At 26.9% G+C, this 17,206-nt stretch carries 18 protein-coding genes; 4 read left to right on the top strand and 14 right to left on the bottom strand.

The window, feature by feature from the left end; all coding sequences use genetic code 11:
• Positions 1 to 14: 14 nt before the first annotated feature.
• Positions 15 to 914 carry a YheT family hydrolase gene (locus V3V28_RS13440; RefSeq protein ID WP_331365527.1) on the bottom strand — a complete coding sequence of 300 codons (900 nt, stop codon included), beginning with the start codon at positions 912 to 914 and terminating at the stop codon, positions 15 to 17.
• A gap of 176 nt (positions 915 to 1,090) precedes the next feature.
• On the opposite strand from V3V28_RS13440, the gene V3V28_RS13435 reads away from it, so the two are divergent.
• Positions 1,091 to 1,819: a CDP-alcohol phosphatidyltransferase family protein gene (locus V3V28_RS13435; RefSeq protein ID WP_331365526.1), complete on the top strand. Its 729-nt coding sequence runs from the start codon at positions 1,091 to 1,093 to the stop codon at positions 1,817 to 1,819.
• Entirely contained in the window at positions 1,797 to 1,997 is a 201-nt protein-coding gene (locus tag V3V28_RS13430) for a hypothetical protein (RefSeq protein ID WP_331365525.1), read from the top strand. Before V3V28_RS13435 ends, V3V28_RS13430 begins: the two co-directional genes overlap by 23 nt.
• Before the next feature lie 138 nt (positions 1,998 to 2,135).
• Here V3V28_RS13430 and lptB read toward each other — a convergent pair whose 3' ends face one another.
• From lptB to V3V28_RS13415, 3 genes are read right to left on the bottom strand one after another with little or no spacing between them, the layout of a single operon-like run.
• Positions 2,136 to 2,873, bottom strand: coding sequence for an LPS export ABC transporter ATP-binding protein (lptB, locus tag V3V28_RS13425; RefSeq protein WP_331365524.1), 738 nt, complete (start codon positions 2,871 to 2,873; stop codon positions 2,136 to 2,138).
• 53 nt (positions 2,874 to 2,926) lie between these two features.
• Positions 2,927 to 3,757 carry a twin-arginine translocase subunit TatC gene (gene tatC / locus V3V28_RS13420; protein WP_331365523.1) on the bottom strand — a complete coding sequence of 277 codons (831 nt, stop codon included), beginning with the start codon at positions 3,755 to 3,757 and terminating at the stop codon, positions 2,927 to 2,929.
• On the bottom strand, positions 3,757 to 4,725 hold the full coding sequence (locus V3V28_RS13415) for a KpsF/GutQ family sugar-phosphate isomerase (RefSeq protein ID WP_331365522.1): 969 nt from the start codon (positions 4,723 to 4,725) through the stop codon (positions 3,757 to 3,759). The genes tatC and V3V28_RS13415 overlap by 1 nt, the downstream gene beginning before the upstream one ends.
• 139 nt (positions 4,726 to 4,864) lie before the next feature.
• Between V3V28_RS13415 and V3V28_RS13410 the strand changes: the two genes are divergently transcribed.
• Positions 4,865 to 7,048 carry a RecQ family ATP-dependent DNA helicase gene (locus V3V28_RS13410; protein ID WP_331365521.1) on the top strand — a complete coding sequence of 728 codons (2,184 nt, stop codon included), beginning with the start codon at positions 4,865 to 4,867 and terminating at the stop codon, positions 7,046 to 7,048.
• A gap of 94 nt (positions 7,049 to 7,142) precedes the next feature.
• Here V3V28_RS13410 and V3V28_RS13405 read toward each other — a convergent pair whose 3' ends face one another.
• The 10 genes from V3V28_RS13405 to V3V28_RS13360 form a co-directional block, all read right to left on the bottom strand.
• Positions 7,143 to 7,427, bottom strand: coding sequence for a hypothetical protein (locus tag V3V28_RS13405; RefSeq protein WP_331365520.1), 285 nt, complete (start codon positions 7,425 to 7,427; stop codon positions 7,143 to 7,145).
• An 80-nt stretch (positions 7,428 to 7,507) separates the two neighbouring features.
• Positions 7,508 to 8,455, bottom strand: a complete 948-nt coding sequence (locus tag V3V28_RS13400; protein ID WP_331365519.1) for a hypothetical protein — start codon at positions 8,453 to 8,455, stop codon at positions 7,508 to 7,510.
• Positions 8,456 to 8,465: 10 nt separating this feature from the next.
• Positions 8,466 to 9,380: a DUF6175 family protein gene (locus V3V28_RS13395; protein WP_331365518.1), complete on the bottom strand. Its 915-nt coding sequence runs from the start codon at positions 9,378 to 9,380 to the stop codon at positions 8,466 to 8,468.
• Positions 9,381 to 9,390: 10 nt separating this feature from the next.
• Positions 9,391 to 9,912, bottom strand: a complete 522-nt coding sequence (locus V3V28_RS13390; protein WP_331365517.1) for a hypothetical protein — start codon at positions 9,910 to 9,912, stop codon at positions 9,391 to 9,393.
• Entirely contained in the window at positions 9,909 to 10,742 is an 834-nt protein-coding gene (locus V3V28_RS13385) for a hypothetical protein (RefSeq protein WP_331365516.1), read from the bottom strand. The genes V3V28_RS13390 and V3V28_RS13385 overlap by 4 nt, the downstream gene beginning before the upstream one ends.
• A gap of 19 nt (positions 10,743 to 10,761) precedes the next feature.
• Positions 10,762 to 11,631: a hypothetical protein gene (locus tag V3V28_RS13380; RefSeq protein ID WP_331365515.1), complete on the bottom strand. Its 870-nt coding sequence runs from the start codon at positions 11,629 to 11,631 to the stop codon at positions 10,762 to 10,764.
• Positions 11,632 to 11,745: 114 nt separating this feature from the next.
• A complete protein-coding gene (locus V3V28_RS13375) occupies positions 11,746 to 12,387 on the bottom strand; it encodes a response regulator transcription factor (RefSeq protein ID WP_331365514.1) in 642 nt (213 codons plus the stop codon).
• Between the two features lie 64 nt (positions 12,388 to 12,451).
• Positions 12,452 to 14,353: a sensor histidine kinase gene (locus V3V28_RS13370; protein WP_331365513.1), complete on the bottom strand. Its 1,902-nt coding sequence runs from the start codon at positions 14,351 to 14,353 to the stop codon at positions 12,452 to 12,454.
• Positions 14,332 to 14,919 (bottom strand): hypothetical protein, encoded by a 588-nt coding sequence (locus V3V28_RS13365; protein WP_331365512.1) that lies wholly within the window; start codon positions 14,917 to 14,919, stop codon positions 14,332 to 14,334. Before V3V28_RS13365 ends, V3V28_RS13370 begins: the two co-directional genes overlap by 22 nt.
• Before the next feature lie 115 nt (positions 14,920 to 15,034).
• The gene (locus V3V28_RS13360; protein ID WP_331365511.1) at positions 15,035 to 16,399 is read right to left on the bottom strand and encodes a sensor histidine kinase; all 1,365 of its coding nucleotides are present in this window, start codon (positions 16,397 to 16,399) and stop codon (positions 15,035 to 15,037) included.
• Between the two features lie 302 nt (positions 16,400 to 16,701).
• On the opposite strand from V3V28_RS13360, the gene tnpA reads away from it, so the two are divergent.
• Complete coding sequence (gene tnpA, locus V3V28_RS13355) at positions 16,702 to 17,133, top strand: IS200/IS605 family transposase (protein WP_331365510.1); 432 nt, start codon at positions 16,702 to 16,704, stop codon at positions 17,131 to 17,133.
• Positions 17,134 to 17,206 lie beyond the last annotated feature (73 nt).

Here is a 17,206-nt window from a genome sequence, read left to right as displayed (position 1 = left end):
AAAGATATTGTTTGTTAAATAGCAATCTGAATATTTTCTTTAATAAAACGAGCAATTCTATTTTCTAACCATCTATTTTCTGATGGTTTAAAAGAAGACATAAAACCAACGTGACCACCATAATCGGGTACTTCTAAATGGAAATAATCAGAGCTTTTAGCTTCCTCAAAAGGAAAGCATTCCTTTGATAAAAATGTATCGTCTTTTGCGTTTATTAGAAGCGCAGGTCTATCTATATTAGAAACGTATTGTTTAGAGCTCGCTTTTTCCCAATAATCTTCTGGACTTTCAAATCCAAAAACGGGCACAGTATATAAATACTCTAAATGTTTAAATTTTGTTGCTTTAAATAATTTATCTTTATCTAATTGATATTCAGGGAATTTGTGCGCTTTTTCTAAAACTTTATTTTTCATTGTTTTAAAAAAAACTTCCATATAAAGCTTATTTTTTAACTTGTCCATTTCTATTTCTGCGGAAGCAATATGTATTGGCACAGAAACTGCAATTCCTCCTTTTATTTTGGTTGATAAATTAGAAGTATTTTCACCCAAATACTTTAGGGTTAAATTACCTCCTAAACTATAACCAACTAAAATTATATTCTCATAATCATAATTTTCTAAAAGATGATTTATAATAAAATCTACATCTTCAGTTTTTCCACTATGATAGGTTGGTAATTGTAAATTATCTTCGCCACTGCAACCTCTTAAATTAAAACATACTGCATCTAAACCAATATCATTTAAATGATTAGAGGTAGACGTTATGTATTTAGATTCAGAACTACCTTCTAAACCATGAATTAAAACAACCAATGTTTTTGAGCCTACTAAAGAGAAATCTAAATCAATAAAATCATGATCCCAAGTTGTTACTCTTTTTCTTGCATAAGTACAAGTATCTTTCATAAATAGTGGTCTATACATAGTATTAAAATGACTATTTCTAAAAGGTAAAGTAGGAGAGAAGTTGGACGTAAAAACGGGCATAACTTTATTATTTTATGCAAATATGATAATAATTAAATGAAATAGAAAACTACCAAAATAGGATTTCTTATTTTAGCTTTTTAATCAAAAGAAATATGAAAAAACACATTCCTAATTTAATAACACTTGGTAACCTTTTTTGCGGAACTATAGCAACTATTTTTGCAGTGCATGGTAATTTTAAAATGGCTGCATTTTTTGTAGTTTTAGGAATCGTTTTTGACTTTTTTGATGGATTTGCTGCACGTTTATTAAATGTCTCTGGAGAATTAGGAAAACAGTTAGATTCTTTAGCAGATATGGTTACAAGTGGAGTTGTTCCAGGAATTATTATGTTTAAGTTGATTCAAAATAATTTATTTGACATTCCTCATAGTCATTTTGAAGATTCTATTTTGGGTTTTTCACTTCTGGGATTAATTTTAACTTTAGGAGCGTGTTACAGATTAGCAAAATTTAATATTGATACAAGACAAACAGATTCTTTTATAGGTTTACCAACACCAGCTATGTGTTTATTTGTAATTTCTTTGCCTTTAATTCAAGAATTGTCTACAATTGAATTTGCACAGAATTTAATATCTAATAACTATTTTTTAATTGCAATTACTTTACTATTAACGTATTTAATGAATGCAGAATTACCTTTATTTTCACTAAAGTTTAAAGAGTATTCTGTTAAAAATAATTTAACAAAATATTTGTTTTTACTAGCTTCATTATTAATGATTATTTTCTTGCAGTATATTTCTATTCCTTTGATAATAATACTTTATGTTGTTTTATCAGTAATTAGTAATTATGGAAAAAAAGCAACAGTTTAAATCTGTTAGGGCTTTTATAGGCACAAAAAATCAATTTAGAAACTTTTATAGGGATTTTGGTTTTTATGAAGTCGTTTTATCAGAAGATATGTCTTTGTTTAAGGTTGAGAACCATCTAGGTTTTTACCTTCAAAAAGCTTTTGTTAAAGATTGGGTAGATAATTCTATGTTATTTTAGAAGTTGAAAATCTTGAAGAATATTTAATAGAATTAAAATCAAAAAAACTTACAGAGAAGTATTCTAATGTTAGAGTATCAGAAATTGTAATTAATGACTGGGAAAAAGAATTCTTTTGCATATAGGTAAATTTAATTCCTAAAAAACTTTCTTTCTTTTTAGTTCGAAATCTTTACCAAGATATACTTTACGCACCATTTCATCTGCAGCTAATTCTTCTGGCGACCCGCTTTTTAGAATGCTTCCTTGGTACATTAAATACGTTTTATCGGTAATTGCTAAAGTTGCTTGCACATCATGATCGGTTATTAAAATACCAATATTTTTATTCTTTAATTGTGCAACAATACTTTGTATATCTTCAACAGCAATAGGGTCTACACCAGCAAATGGTTCATCTAATAAAATAAAATTTGGGTCAGAAGCTAAACAACGTGCTATTTCTGTTCTACGTCTTTCTCCACCAGATAATAAATCTCCTCTATTTTTACGAACATGCCCAATATTAAATTCTTCAATTAAAGATTCTAACTTAATTTTTTGTGCTTTTTTTGATAAACCAGTAAATTGTAAAACTGACATAATATTATCTTCAACAGATAATTTTCTAAAAATAGAAGCTTCTTGTGCTAAATATCCAATTCCTTTTTGAGCACGTTTATACATTGGGTCTTCCGTAATCTCTTCATCATTTAAGAAAATTTTACCTGAATTTGGTTTTACCATACCTACAATCATGTAGAAAGAAGTTGTTTTTCCTGCACCATTTGGTCCTAAAAGTCCAATGATTTCTCCTTGCTGAACTTCCAAAGAAATGCCGCTTACCACTTTTCTACTTCCGTAAATTTTTTGAATATTTTCTGCTCTTAAAATCATATATCAAAGATAGTAAAACTGTTAAAGTGAATTCTTAAAGTAATTATAAATGTCTATTTATTCGAAGAATTTTTCTTCGCTTCTTTTTCTTGTTTTTTAATCACCATTTTAGAAACTCTAATACTTACTTCATATAAAATAAGAATAGGAATTGCAACAATAACCTGACTAGCAATATCTGGTGGTGTAATAATAGCAGCTAAAATTAAAACAACTACTAAAGCATGTTTTCTATATTTCTTTAAAAACTCTGGAGTTACCAACCCAATTTTTGTTAAAAAGAAAACTAAAACTGGTAATTCAAAAAGAATAGAAACTCCTAATAACATATTGGTTACAAGTCCAATATGAGAATCCATTGTGAAATTATTTTGGATTAAATCTGTAATTTGATAATTATACAAAAAGTGAATAGAAATTGGTGCTATTACGTAAAAACTAAATGCAATTCCGCAGAAAAAAAGAAATGAAGCAATAAAGATAAAACCTCTTGATTTATTTACTTCTTTTTTTGTTAAACCAGGAGAAACAAATCGCCAAATTTCCCATAGTAAATAAGGGAAAGCTAAAATGATTCCTAAAATTAACGAAGACCAAATGGAGTTCATTAATTGTTGTGTAGGCTTTAAACTAATTAAATTATCTTTAAAAGTAACATTACAAAACCCACTATCAAAACCAATAAAAGTAAAGAAATCACAAAATAACTGATACGTAATAAAGTCAGGTTTTCTATGCGCTAGCAAAAAGTTTTCATATACTTCCTTTTGAAATATAAATAATACGATTGCAATAATAAATATTGCCGCTGCACTTCTTACTAAATGCCATCTTAATTCTTCTAGGTGGCCTAGAAAAGACATTTCATTTTTTTTTTCTGCCATTAGAAAATTCCTTCTTTAATTAAATCATGTAAATGAACAACTCCAACATAATTACCGGCATCATTTACTACTAAAATTTGTGTAATACTATCAGCTTCTAAAGAATCTAAAGCTTCAATTGCCATTGCGTTTTCATGAATTGTTTTTGGGTTCTTACCCATAATGTCTATTGCAGTAAAATTTTGAATATCAGTAGATTTACTTAACATTCTTCTAATATCACCATCAGTAATAATACCAACAATTTTATCATTATTTATAACAGCAGTAACACCTAATCTTTTTTCTGAAATTTCTACAATTACCTTTGCAATTGAGTCATTTTTTTCAACTTTTGGAAGTTGATTATCTTTTATTAAATCTGAAACTCTTAAATATAAACGTTTTCCTAATGCACCTCCTGGATGGTATTTTGCAAAATCTTTACTGCTAAATTCATTTAACTCTAATAAACAAACAGCCAAAGCATCACCCATAACTAATTGAGCTGTTGTACTTGTAGTTGGTGCTAGATTATTTGGACAAGCTTCTTTTTCTATAAAAGTATTTAAAGGAAAGTCTGCATTTTTTCCTAAAAAGGAATCTATATTTCCTGTAATTGCTATAATCTTATTTCCATAATTTTTAATTAACGGAACTAAAACCTTTATTTCTGGTGTATTACCACTTTTAGATATACAAATAACCACATCATCTTTTTGTACATTTCCTAAATCTCCATGAATAGCATCCGCAGCGTGCATAAAAATTGCAGGCGTTCCAGTAGAATTAAAGGTGGCAACAATCTTTGTAGCAATGTTTGCGCTTTTACCAATTCCGGTAACAATTACACGTCCTTTAGAATTTAATATGAATTTAACTGCATTTTCAAAATTTTCGTCAATTAAATTTGCTAAATTAGCAATAGCATTACTCTCAGTTAAAATAGTTTTTTTTGCAGTGCTAATAATAGTGTCTAATTTTTTCAAGCTTTAAGTATTTTATCAGAATAAAAAAAAGTTATATCTTTAGATAAGGAAACAGGACAAATTTACTACAAATAATAGTGACAACAAACTATATAAGGTTTGTAATTTGTTTTTTAATTTTAAACGAATATTTATATAAATGGATTTACATAGTCCTCTTAAAAAATTCTTTGGTTTTAATAAATTTAAAGGATTGCAAGAACAGGTAATTAAAAGTATTGTTAATAATGAAAATACTTTTGTAATAATGCCAACAGGAGGAGGAAAATCTCTTTGTTACCAATTACCAGCTTTAATGGCAGAAGGTACTGCAATTGTGGTATCTCCTTTAATTGCATTAATGAAAAACCAAGTTGATGCAATAAGAGGTATTTCTGAACACAATGGAGTTGCACATGTTCTAAATTCTTCTTTAAATAAAACAGAAATTGCTCAAGTAAAAGCAGATATTGATAGCGGAATAACAAAACTTTTATATGTTGCACCAGAATCTCTTATAAAAGAAGAGTACGTTACTTTTTTAAGAACGCAAACAATTTCTTTTGTGGCTATTGATGAAGCACATTGTATTTCTGAATGGGGACACGATTTTAGACCAGAATATAGAAATTTACGTCATATTATTAAAGCAATAGACAATGTTCCTGTAATTTGTTTAACAGCAACTGCCACAGAAAAAGTACAAGAAGACATTTTAAAAACTTTAGGAATTACAGATGCAAATAGATTTAAAGCTTCTTTTAATAGAGCGAATCTATTTTATGAAGTGAGACCTAAAACAGAAGAAGTACAAAAAGACATTATTCGTTTTGTAAAACAAAGAGAAGGAAAATCTGGTATTATATATTGTTTAAGTCGTAAAAAAGTTGGGGAAATTGCTCAAATTTTACAAGTAAACGGAATTAAGGCAGTTCCGTATCATGCAGGTTTAGATGCAAAAACACGTGTTAGACATCAAGACATGTTCTTAATGGAAGATTGCGATGTTGTAGTGGCTACAATTGCATTTGGTATGGGAATTGACAAACCAGATGTTCGTTTTGTAATTCATCATGACATTCCTAAAAGTTTAGAAAGTTACTATCAAGAAACGGGTAGAGCAGGACGTGATGATGGTGAAGGATATTGTTTGGCTTTTTATGCTTATAAAGATATTGAGAAGTTAGAGAAGTTTATGGCTAGCAAGCCAATTGCAGAACAAGAAATAGGTCATGCATTGCTACAAGAAGTGGTTGGTTATGCAGAAACTTCTATGAATAGACGTAAATATTTGTTGCATTATTTTGGTGAAAGTTTTGATGAAATCAACGGAGATGGTGCAGATATGGATGATAATACTAGAAACCCGAAGAAAAAACACGAAGCAAAACAGGATGTAGCAAAATTACTTTCTGTAATTAAAGATACTTTACAACAATACAAATCTAAAGAAGTTGTAAATACAATTATTGGTAAAGAAAATGCACTTTTAACTTCACATAAAACACATTTACAACCTCATTTTGGAATTGGTAAAGATAAAACTGCAGCTTATTGGATGGCGTTAATTCGTCAAATTCTGGTTGTTAATTATGTACGAAAAGAAATAGAGCAATATGGAGTTGTAAAATTGACAGAAGTAGGAGAAGAGTTTATGAAAAAACCAACTTCTTTTCTGATGACAGAAGATCATTCATATTCTGCCGAAAATGATAACGCTATTGTTACAAATGCAAAATCTTCAGGTGGTTCTGCTGATGAAAAATTAGTAAAAATCTTAAAAAATTTACGTAAAAAAGTAGCTATTAAACAAGGTGTACCACCTTTTGCTGTTTTTCAAGACCCATCTTTAGATGATATGGCTTTAAAATATCCTATAAATTTAGATGAAATGTCTAAAGTACATGGAGTTGGTGAAGGAAAAGCAAGAAAATTTGGTAAAGAATTCGTTGCAATAATTTCTACTTATGTTGATGAAAATGATGTTTTAAGACCAGATGATTTAATTGTAAAAAGTACAGGAGTTAATTCTGGTTTAAAATTATATATCATTCAGAATACAGATAGAAAATTGCCCTTAGAAGATATTGCAAAATCTAAAGGAAAAGAAATGAATGATTTAATTAAGGAAATGGAAGTCATTATTTATTCTGGCACAAAATTAAATATAGATTATGCTATAGATGATTTGTTAGATGAAGATCAACAAGAAGAGATTCATGAATATTTTATGGAAGCAGAAACTGACAGTATTCAAGAAGCTTTAGATGAATTTGATGGAGATTATGATGAAGACGAATTACGATTAATGCGAATTAAATTTATTAATGAAGTAGGAAATTAATTTCTCTTTTATTATTAAATCTTAAAGGAAAAAAACATAAAAAGCTCTTTTAAATTAAATTTAAAAGAGCTTTTTAATTACTTAAAATTGGAAGTTAAAAGTCTGAACAATCAATTTGATTTATTGAAGTGTGCGCAGCACTTGCATCAAAACCACCACATCTTTCTGCTGCATCTATAAAAGCATTTGCTTTGCTCTTTAAATTATTACAGTTAGTTCTAGTTGGGTTACTAGAAAACGTATTTATTGCTTTTAAATAGTTTTCTTGAGCAGTTTCTGCAGAACAACCAGCATCAATTGCTTCTTCACAAGAAATTAATGAGAAACTTGTTAAAGCTACTGCAAAAATAATAACACTTAATTTTTTTAAATTTTTCATAATATATAGTTTAAGTTAATAATTATTTTCAAATTTAATTGATTAAAGAGATGGTTTTATTACCTATAAATAGGTAATTATCATCTAATTACATGAATTTTTGTTTCAGGTTGATTTTTATAATATGTTAATGCTATTTCATTAATAGAAGCTATTCTAGCTTTTTCCATTGAAACCTTATTATTATAAATTTTCATTGTAAGATCTAAAGCTTGTTTATCTTCTCTATCTATCTTAGATTCTATTTTTCTCATTAAACTTAATGCAGCATTCTTACATTTAGATTCTGGGTTTATAGTCTTTAGTATATCTAAAGATTTAGAAAAATTCTTTTCGCTATAATGACCATTTGCAATCATTATTTTTTTATCACAAATACTATTAGAATAGTTTCTGTAATATTGTACTATTCTAGTGTTTACTTTAGAATTACATTTTGTTATACCAGCAGGAATTGCTAATAATTTTAAAAGAGCTTGCTCGTATTGTTTACTTGCATTTAGTTTGTCTGCTTCAGAAATATATAAACTACAGTTGTTTTGGTAATAATTAACAATTTTAGATTTTACGTTTTTTAGAAATCCTTGAAAATCTTTATGATTAGAATTAATTTTTGAAACTCCATTTTTAATGGCTTTTGATTTACTGTTACCTGAACCTTTAAATTTTATAGAAATACTTCCGAATTGGTTATTTGTAGAAGCTTGTTTTACAAATAAAGTAAAGTCTCCACTAAAAATTGTTATTGGCTGTAAACCAGCGTCAATAGTTTCTTCATCGTAAATTTCTATACTCGGATATATTAAAAAATCTGAATAGTAACCCGTTGCTGCAACATCATTTTTAGATATTATTTGCTTTATTTTAGATTTTATTTTAGCAAAATTAGAACTGTTAATCTTTTCTTCATTTTGAGGCATTACTATAGATAAAACTATTCTTGAATTTAGTAACTCTTCATTTTCTTGTGAATTTATATTGACAATTGAGATACAATATAAAACGATAATTAGTATTTTAATTTTCATGATTTTTTTTTTATGGTAAAATGATTCTTATAGTTCCTTCAGAAACAGAAGCTTTTCTTCTTTTTGCTTTTACACCTTCTTTTCGATTACATATTTTTGCAATAGCTCTAGAAATACTTCTTGCAAAATCATTTACGGAATAATTACTTCCAGTTTCTGTTTTTAAAGGAATTCTTACTTCATCGAAACTTAAGATGTTTTCTGAATCTTGCTTAATTCTATACTGGTTTTTATTGGCATTTTGTTTCACCCATTCTGTAATTAATTCAGATATAAAATCGGCATTCTGGCCAATTTCATCATCTAATTTAAATAGACTGTCTTCGGTTACTAAAATTTCTATTGTAATTGCTTTTCCTAATGATACTATTTGCCCGAAAGCTTCATTTAAACCATCAACAAAACCTTCAATTCTATTTTCTTCTGTTAAAACTCTATCTACTAAATAACCATAATCTGTAGTTTTAAATGGAGGTGAAGAAGCAGTTGGCATATCATATAAAGACATTCTAGAAGAAGCTTCTATTGCTTTAAGAGATACTTGTACACTATTACTAACACCACCGTTTTCCGAATGAATGTTTATAAATGCTTTTACAATAATGTCTGTTCTTGCTTCCATATAAATGGCTTCTTCCACATTAAAATTGGCATTTTTTAATGAACTTATTGCTTTGGTTCTTTTAACCTGGTTTATGGTTTCTTGTAAATCTTTTGGCCTAAATCCTCTTTCTTGAAGTGAATTATTTACCCTTGCAATAATAGATTGCCATTTAAAATCATTTTCGAATAATTCTAACGCATTCTGACCAGATTTAGTAAAAGGCATTACCATAATTGTAGGTTGAACCTGTTCTACACTTTGACTGTATGTTTTAGCTGACACAATTGCAATTAATGCAATTATTATAATTTTTAGTTTCATGTTTTTTGTTTTAAAATCCAAATTTTCTTATAACATTTTTTTGTTCTAAATCTTTACGTAATGGTTTTACATTAATAAGAACATCTACAGCAACTACTAATGCATCTACCATATCTTCTTTTGGTCCTTTCTTTTTATTTAGTTTAGTAGCAATAACTTTTTGCTTTTGTCCACCAATAAAAGAAGTTTCAGAAATAAATGTTAAGAATCTTTTATACCCAAAAAATTCTTGAAAATATGAGTTGTTACTTTGTTTTAACTCATTCTCATTATATCCAATTAAAGGTTTAGAAATACTTGAGTTTGGTATTCCTCTAAAAAAAAGAGTTTCCATAGCTCTTCTTTGAGCATCTTCTATTGCTGAGTTTTCATTTGCTCCATAACCAAGAACTCTTAACGTTAAAATATCTCCAGAGTAATCTTGATAGGTAACCTCTGAGGTAGGAAAGAATGCTACTTGTTTTTTTGAACCACAGCTTGTTAATATTAGAAGTGTAGTTGCAATTAGAATAAATTTTATTTTATCAATCATTTTTTTAAGGTTTTACAGATTATTTTTTTTCCATCATTTAAATATTTATGAATATCTTTTCCTCCATCAGTTACTTTTGCTTCAGAAAAATCTTCACTTAAAACTTTTGTTATTTTTATTTCTCCAATAAATTTAGGCAAAGGTTTACCTAGCGAATTATCTATAAAATAGGCTTCAAATTTTGTTCCTTCTAGAACACCAATTTTAGAACCTCCATCTAACAGTACAACTTGGGCTTTTCCTTTTTTCTCTTTTTCTATTCTAACAAGATTTAATTTAACAGGAAAACTTGAAGAGAAATAACTACTCAAAGGAGCTATTGTTGTACTTAAAGCACTTTGTAAAGCGCTTTCTGGGGTTAATTTTATTTCACTTTTAGTTGAAGAAAATGTTGATGTACCATTTTGAATAATAGCACCACTTTCTGTATTAATAATCTTAATAGTATATGTTATTGTTGCCTTATAACCTTTACCAGCATTTAATCGAATGAATTTAATACTTGTTAAAACACCAGTAAGTGTGTATTCTGCGCTAATAGATTTATTAGCTTCAATCCAATTTTTAGATTTATAGTTTTCTTGAGATTTAGAAATTGCTTGTTCTCTTGCTGTTCCATCTAAATCTACAACTTGAAACCTATTTTGTTGGTTAAGTACATCTAAAACCCTTTCAGAAACCATGTTTGCTAAACGTTCTTGTTTTACATTAGTTGCTGTAAATTTAGCTACACCAACAATTAATCTATAATCTTCTCCTTGTTGAGAATTTGTATTTGGAATTATAAAAAAGAGTAAAAATGTAAATAGAAATATAGATTTAATTTTCATGATATATCTTCTTTAAGAATTATTCTGACTTTAATTGATCTATATACTTTTTAGACTCTTTTAAATTGCTTATTATTTTTGGCAATTGTGCTATAATAGCTGCCTGAAAAACACCTGCAGTAATGGCGTCTTTTCCCATTGTAATTTTATCAAATATACTTGCTGTAGCAATTTCTTGAGTACTTAATGCAGCTAAAGCAGTAAGTGCAGTTTGCTTTAATAATAAACCACCACCAATTTTTAAGGAATTGTTTACACTGTTTAGTTCTTTTGAACTCATTTTTTTGATGTCTTCTGGTGACATTCTATTACATTTAGAATCATAAAGTGTGTATTCTGTAATTTTACCTAAAACAGGATCTTCTACTTCTTCTATTGCTACAGAAAATAAGTTATAATTTTCTCTTAATTGAATTGTTTTTTGATATAATTCTTGTGCTGCAGTTAGGTATAAGTATGAATTTCCACCAGACCATGATTTTGCTTTTTTTAGTGGTTTACTAACTTTTTTAACAAAAATTACAGGAGAGCTAGGTGATTTTACACCTTTTATAAGGATATATTCTAATTCTTTATTAGGTGATTTTTTTACTTTCTTCATCCATTTTTTAGTTCTAAACTTTTTTCCATTAATGCTTTTTAATAAAAGACCAGATGCTTTAAGTGTGCAATCATTAGATTTAAAAACTAAATTTCCATTTTGAATAACAAAACTACCGGAATAAGTCTCTATAGAATTATCATTAATAATTTCATCATTTACATTTACGTTATTTAAATTTACTGTACTTAAATCAACGGAGCTTAAGCTCGATGTAAAATTTTGGGATGTGATTGTTAAAGAACTGAATAACAGTAGTCCTATACAAAAAGTTTTAATTGTTTTCATAATATCGTTTGTTTAAGTTATGCTTCAAAAGTAGATGAAGAAGTAACTATAAAACATACCTATAAATAGGTAATTATATTATGTATTGTTGAGGAAGTTAGGTGGTTTTACCTTTTAAAATTGATATTTTTTATCAACTGCATATTTTATTAACTCGCTACCAGAAGATAAATTTAGCTTTCGAATCATATTTTTTCTATGCGTATCTACAGTAGTTTTTGCTATAAATAGAATTTCAGAAATTTCTTTAGAAGTTTTCCCGTTTGCAATTAAGTTTAAGATTTCTTTTTCTCTATTAGATAAAACAATTTTGTTTGTTTTACCAATAGTTACATTATCATCAATGTAATTATTCATAAAATTAAATGCCACATTTGGGTCAAAAAAAGTTTCGCCATTAGCAACTGTAACTATTGCTTTTGAAAGCATTTTAATTCCCGAATTTTTTAAAAGATAACCTGTTGCACCAGCATCTAACATTTGTTTGATTGCGTCTGGCTGATCAAACATTGTCATAGCTAAAACATTAATATGAGGGAATTGTTTTTTGATGGTTTTTGTAGCTTCTATACCATCCATTCTTGGCATTCTAATATCAGTAATTACTAATTTTGGTTGTTTTAACGAAACTAATTTTACTAAATCTTCTCCATTATTTACGGTTCCAATAATATTTATATCTTCATCATATTCAAAGAAAGATTTTACACCATCTATTAACATTTGATGATCTTCTGCCATTATTATAGTAATCATAGGGCTGTTTTTTTTATCAAAAATAATTATTTATCAACTTAAGAGTATCACTACAAATAGGTATTTATTCAACAGGAATGTCTATAATTATAGAACTTCCTTTACCAATTGTTGAATCTACTTCAAAACGCCCATTTAGGTATTCTATTCTAGTTTTTATAGAATTAATTCCCATTCCATCTTTTAAATTTACTTTATCAATGAGGAAACCTTTACCATCATCTTCAATAATAATGTTTAAATTTTTATCATATAAAGAAATATTAATGGTTGCATTTTTAGCATCTGCATGTTTTAATATATTAGTAATTAGTTCTTGAATAATTCTAAATATACTAATTTCTAAACTGTTTTCTAACCTTTTATCTAAACCAAAATCAATAACTTCAATTTGAATCTTATCTGCAGATGATATTTTTTCTGCCATCATTTGTACAGCAGTTAATAAACCTTGGTTAGCAATTACACCAGCATTTTTTGCATGCGCAATACTTCTTACTTTTAAATATGCTTCATCTATTAAACCTTCAGTTTTATTAAATAAAGTTTCTTGATTAATTTTCTTCTTTTCTCGATTCATTTTTAAATTCTCGAAATGGAGTTTTAAAGTTGCTAAAACGGAACCTAAATTATCATGTAAATCTTCTGCAATTCTTTTACGTTCTTTCTCTTGACCATCTACCATAGCGTTAATGGTAGTTAGTTCTTGTTCTTTTAATAGAGTTAAGTTTTTTTGTGTTTCTAAAGCTTTTTCTTGTTCTGCAAGTTTTTGTTTTCTTTTAGAGTTTTTAAGTGATAGTATTGCTATAGTGCCACCTAATAAGATAAATAGGAGAGACGCAAATAAAAAGAGTTTACTTTTTTCTTTATCAACTTTTAATTGTAAGTTTTCTTTTTCTTTTTCGGCAGTTTCGTATTTCTCTTTAATGTCTGAAATTGCAATTGATTGTTTTAATAAATTTAAACTATCATTTAGTTTGTTATGAATTTTCAAATAATATAAAGCACTATCTTTTTTATTATCCTTTTCATAACTTTTGGAAATAAATAGATAATATTTTAACTTACTTTGGTTACCAATTGATTTTAGATTTACAGCATTCTTTAAAAGAGAAATGGATTTTTTATATTCCTTTTTTTCATATTCTACTTTACCGAAGTTAAAGTAAATTTGACTCAATAAATCTTTAAAAAAATAACTATTTTCTTTTAATAATAGAGATTTGCTTTTATTAAAATAGTAAGATGCACTATCTAAATTCTTCTGACCTTTAAGAGTGTAGGTTGCTCCAATAATTTGATTCACTTTAACTTTTGCAAATATATTATTGGCTTTATTTGCAAACCTTAAACAATTTTTAAAATTTGAAACATTTGGGTAATTAGAGTTATTAAAATATGCTTTTGATATTTTAAAACCATTTCCTAAATATTCAAACCAAAAATTATCCCAGTCTGATGTTTTATTTTTTTTAAATTCTAACAGATATTTGCCTACTTTATTGTAATTCAGGTAGTTGTTTCGTTTAAAAAAATAATATAGAATTCTTCTTAAAGACTCATTTACTAGAAAAATATCTTTCTTTTTTCTAGCAATATTTAAGACCTCTAAATAATTATTATAAATTATTGTATCATTATTTTTAGAAGTATAATTCAAGTAATCTGTATAAGCAAGTTTTAAACTATTGTTATTTTTAGTGTAAAAGTTCTGATTGGTAATGTTTGATTTCTTTCCTAATAAATAGTAATTCAAAATTGATTTATTCTTTAGGTAAAAAGAATCTTTTGGTATTATTTTTTTTAAAGATAAGTTTGAGTCACCAAACTTATAAAGAGATAAGTTTTTGTAGTAATTATCATATAATAAATTACCTTTTTTACTTTCTTGTGTAAATGTTTTACAAGAAAATAAAAAAGATAAAATAATTATTATTAATATTTTTAATTCAATTTTAATTTGCATTCAATTTCAGGTGTACCAACAATTACTAATGAAGATCTAGATTTACTTAATTCTACATGGAAATCTAAAACATCTCCTTTTCTTACAATTAATTTCTTTTTATATTTAATAATTCTTGTGCTATCTTTTAAAAAATAGTTTTCAGAATATTTATCTAGAGGATGACCATTATCTTCATTGCTATTATTGTTGTAAATTTTCAAAAATAAATTAAATCTTTTATGTTTTTTCACATAATTAATAGAATCTATAACAACTTTTTTGTCTTTCATTCTTATGTTTGAAACGGCAAATGAAATTTCTCTCATTTCAAACTTTTTAGAAAACCAACCTTTTCTTTTTGCATTAAATTTCATTAATACAGCATGCGGAATATCTTTTTTGTTTTTAAATAACATAGAGCCAACATGTACAACTTGGTATTTTTTTGAATGAATACTAGTGCTGAAGTTTGTAATAACATTCTCATATTCATTTAAAATTGTTTTAACTTCTTTTTTCTTGAAAGAAAATAAAGTAAAAACACTTACGGCTGAAAGGAACAAGATTATTTTAAAAATTCTCATAAAACTAGTTTTTATTAATTATTTACCCAAATATCAGAAATATTCAATTACCAAACATACCTATGTATAGGTATATTAGTTTTCTTAATAACGCACACACTATTACAGTTAGAAATTATTCTACAGGAAGATCTATAATTATAGAGCTTCCTTTACCAATAGTAGAATCAATTTCGAAAGAACCATTTAAATGCTCAATTCTCGTTTTTATAGAATTAATTCCCATTCCATTTTTTAGATTCACTTTATTAATGTCAAAACCTTTTCCATCGTCTTCAATAATAATATTTAAATTTTTATCATACAAAGAAACATTAATGGTTGCATTTTTTGCATCTGCATGTTTTATTATATTGGTAATTAATTCTTGAATAATTCTAAAAATAGTAATTTCTAAACTATTATCTAGTCTTTTATTTAAGCCAAAATCAATTACTTCAATTTTAATTTTATCTGCAGAAGATATTTTTTCTGCCATCATTTGTACAGCAATTAATAAACCTTGGTTTGCAATAACACCAGCATTTTTTGCATGCGCAATACTTCTTACTTTTAGATAAGCTTCATCTATTAAACCTTCTGTTTTGTCAAATAAAGTTTCTTGATTAATTTTTTTCTTCTCCCGATTCATTTTTAGGTTCTCGAAATGGAGTTTTAAAGTTGCTAAAACGGAACCTAAATTATCATGTAAATCTTCTGCAATTCTTTTACGCTCTTTCTCTTGACCATCTACCATTGCGTTAATAATAGTTAACTCTTGTTCTTTTAAAATGGTTATATTTTTTTGAGTTTGAATTTCTTTTTCTTGTTCTGCTAGTTTTCTTTTTCTTTTGGAGTTTTTAAGTGATAAAACCCCTATAGTTCCTCCTAACAAAATAAATAGAAGAGAACCTATTAAGAAATTTCTGTTTTTTATTCTTTTTGCTTCTGTTTCTAAATTGTTTTTTTCTAATCGTAAAATTTCTTTTTCTTTTTCAACTGTTTTATATTTTTTGTCTAAATCAAGTAGTTCTTTTTTATTTTGGAGAGTATTTAGACTATCAGTATATTTATTAGTAATGGTTAGATATTTAAACGCATTTTTATAATCTTTTGCGTCATTATAGACTGAAGAAAATTTTTCATATAATATTTTTTTTGATTTTATTTTATAGTCATTCAATAAAATGCTATCGGCTTTTTGTAATTCTTTAATTGCAAGAGGATATTTTTTATTTATAAAATAAAAATTGGCAGTATTTATATACAGGTCATATAATTTATCAATTAAATTCTCTTTTTTGTAAATTTTTATAGTTTCATCTAAATAGTATTTTGCTGAATCTTGTTTAGAATTAGAATGTAAGAGAGCTAAATTCATTAAAACAACAGATTCTGCTTGTGTAATGTTAAGTTTTCTAATTATTTTTAAAGCTTTTTTGTAATAATTTTTTGGAATAGATTTTTTTTTATTATTAAAATTAAATGAAGCATAACCCAAATAAGATCTAATTATTTTTATTGAATCATTCTTTATTTTTGCGCATTCAAAAAAATCATTTAAATAATCTATAGGGTTATCATTAATCTTATTTTTAAGATCATCTTGGCTATCTAATAATTCGAAAATAAGTAGTTGGCATTCATTTAAACTATCATTACATTTTTCTTTTAAATTTAAAATAGAATATGCTTTCTTTAAATTTTTATAGGATAAAAATGCTTTATTGGTCTCAAATATAGTTAAAACTATGCACTTTAGTGCATCTCGCTTTAGCTTCTAAAAATGTTTACCTTTGTCTTATGTCAAAACAAAGAACAAATGGTCATACTGTTTCAAGATTAACTGTTCATATAGTTTGGAGTACTAAATATAGGTTTGCAGTTTTACAAGGAGATATTCAGATAAGTTGTAGAAAGTTATTGATACAAATTTGTGATGCAGAGGATATCGTTATCTTAAAAGGAGTTGTTTCGAATGATCATGTTCATATGCATATTGAGTATCGTCCATCACAAGATATTAGTACAATTGTAAAAAAGTTAAAAGGAAGAACCTCCAGGAAAATACAAGAGGAGTTTCCTGTTTTACGCAAGAAATACTGGGGTAGACATTTTTGGGCAATTGGTTTTGGATGTTGGAGTACAGGTAATATTACCGATAAAATGGTAAATGATTATTTAGAACATCATCGTAAATCGAGTAATGATAATGATAATTTTATCCTTGAGTAAGCACGTTTGTTTTCGTACACCTGACTTTAGTCAGATTTAAAAACCTATGGACTTTAGTCCATAGTGGTTTAGT

Source organism: Polaribacter sp. (assembly GCF_036480315.1).
Taxonomy (GTDB): domain Bacteria; phylum Bacteroidota; class Bacteroidia; order Flavobacteriales; family Flavobacteriaceae; genus Polaribacter.
Note: the sequence above shows the minus strand (reverse complement) of the source record. Positions and strands in the feature narration are given on the sequence as shown.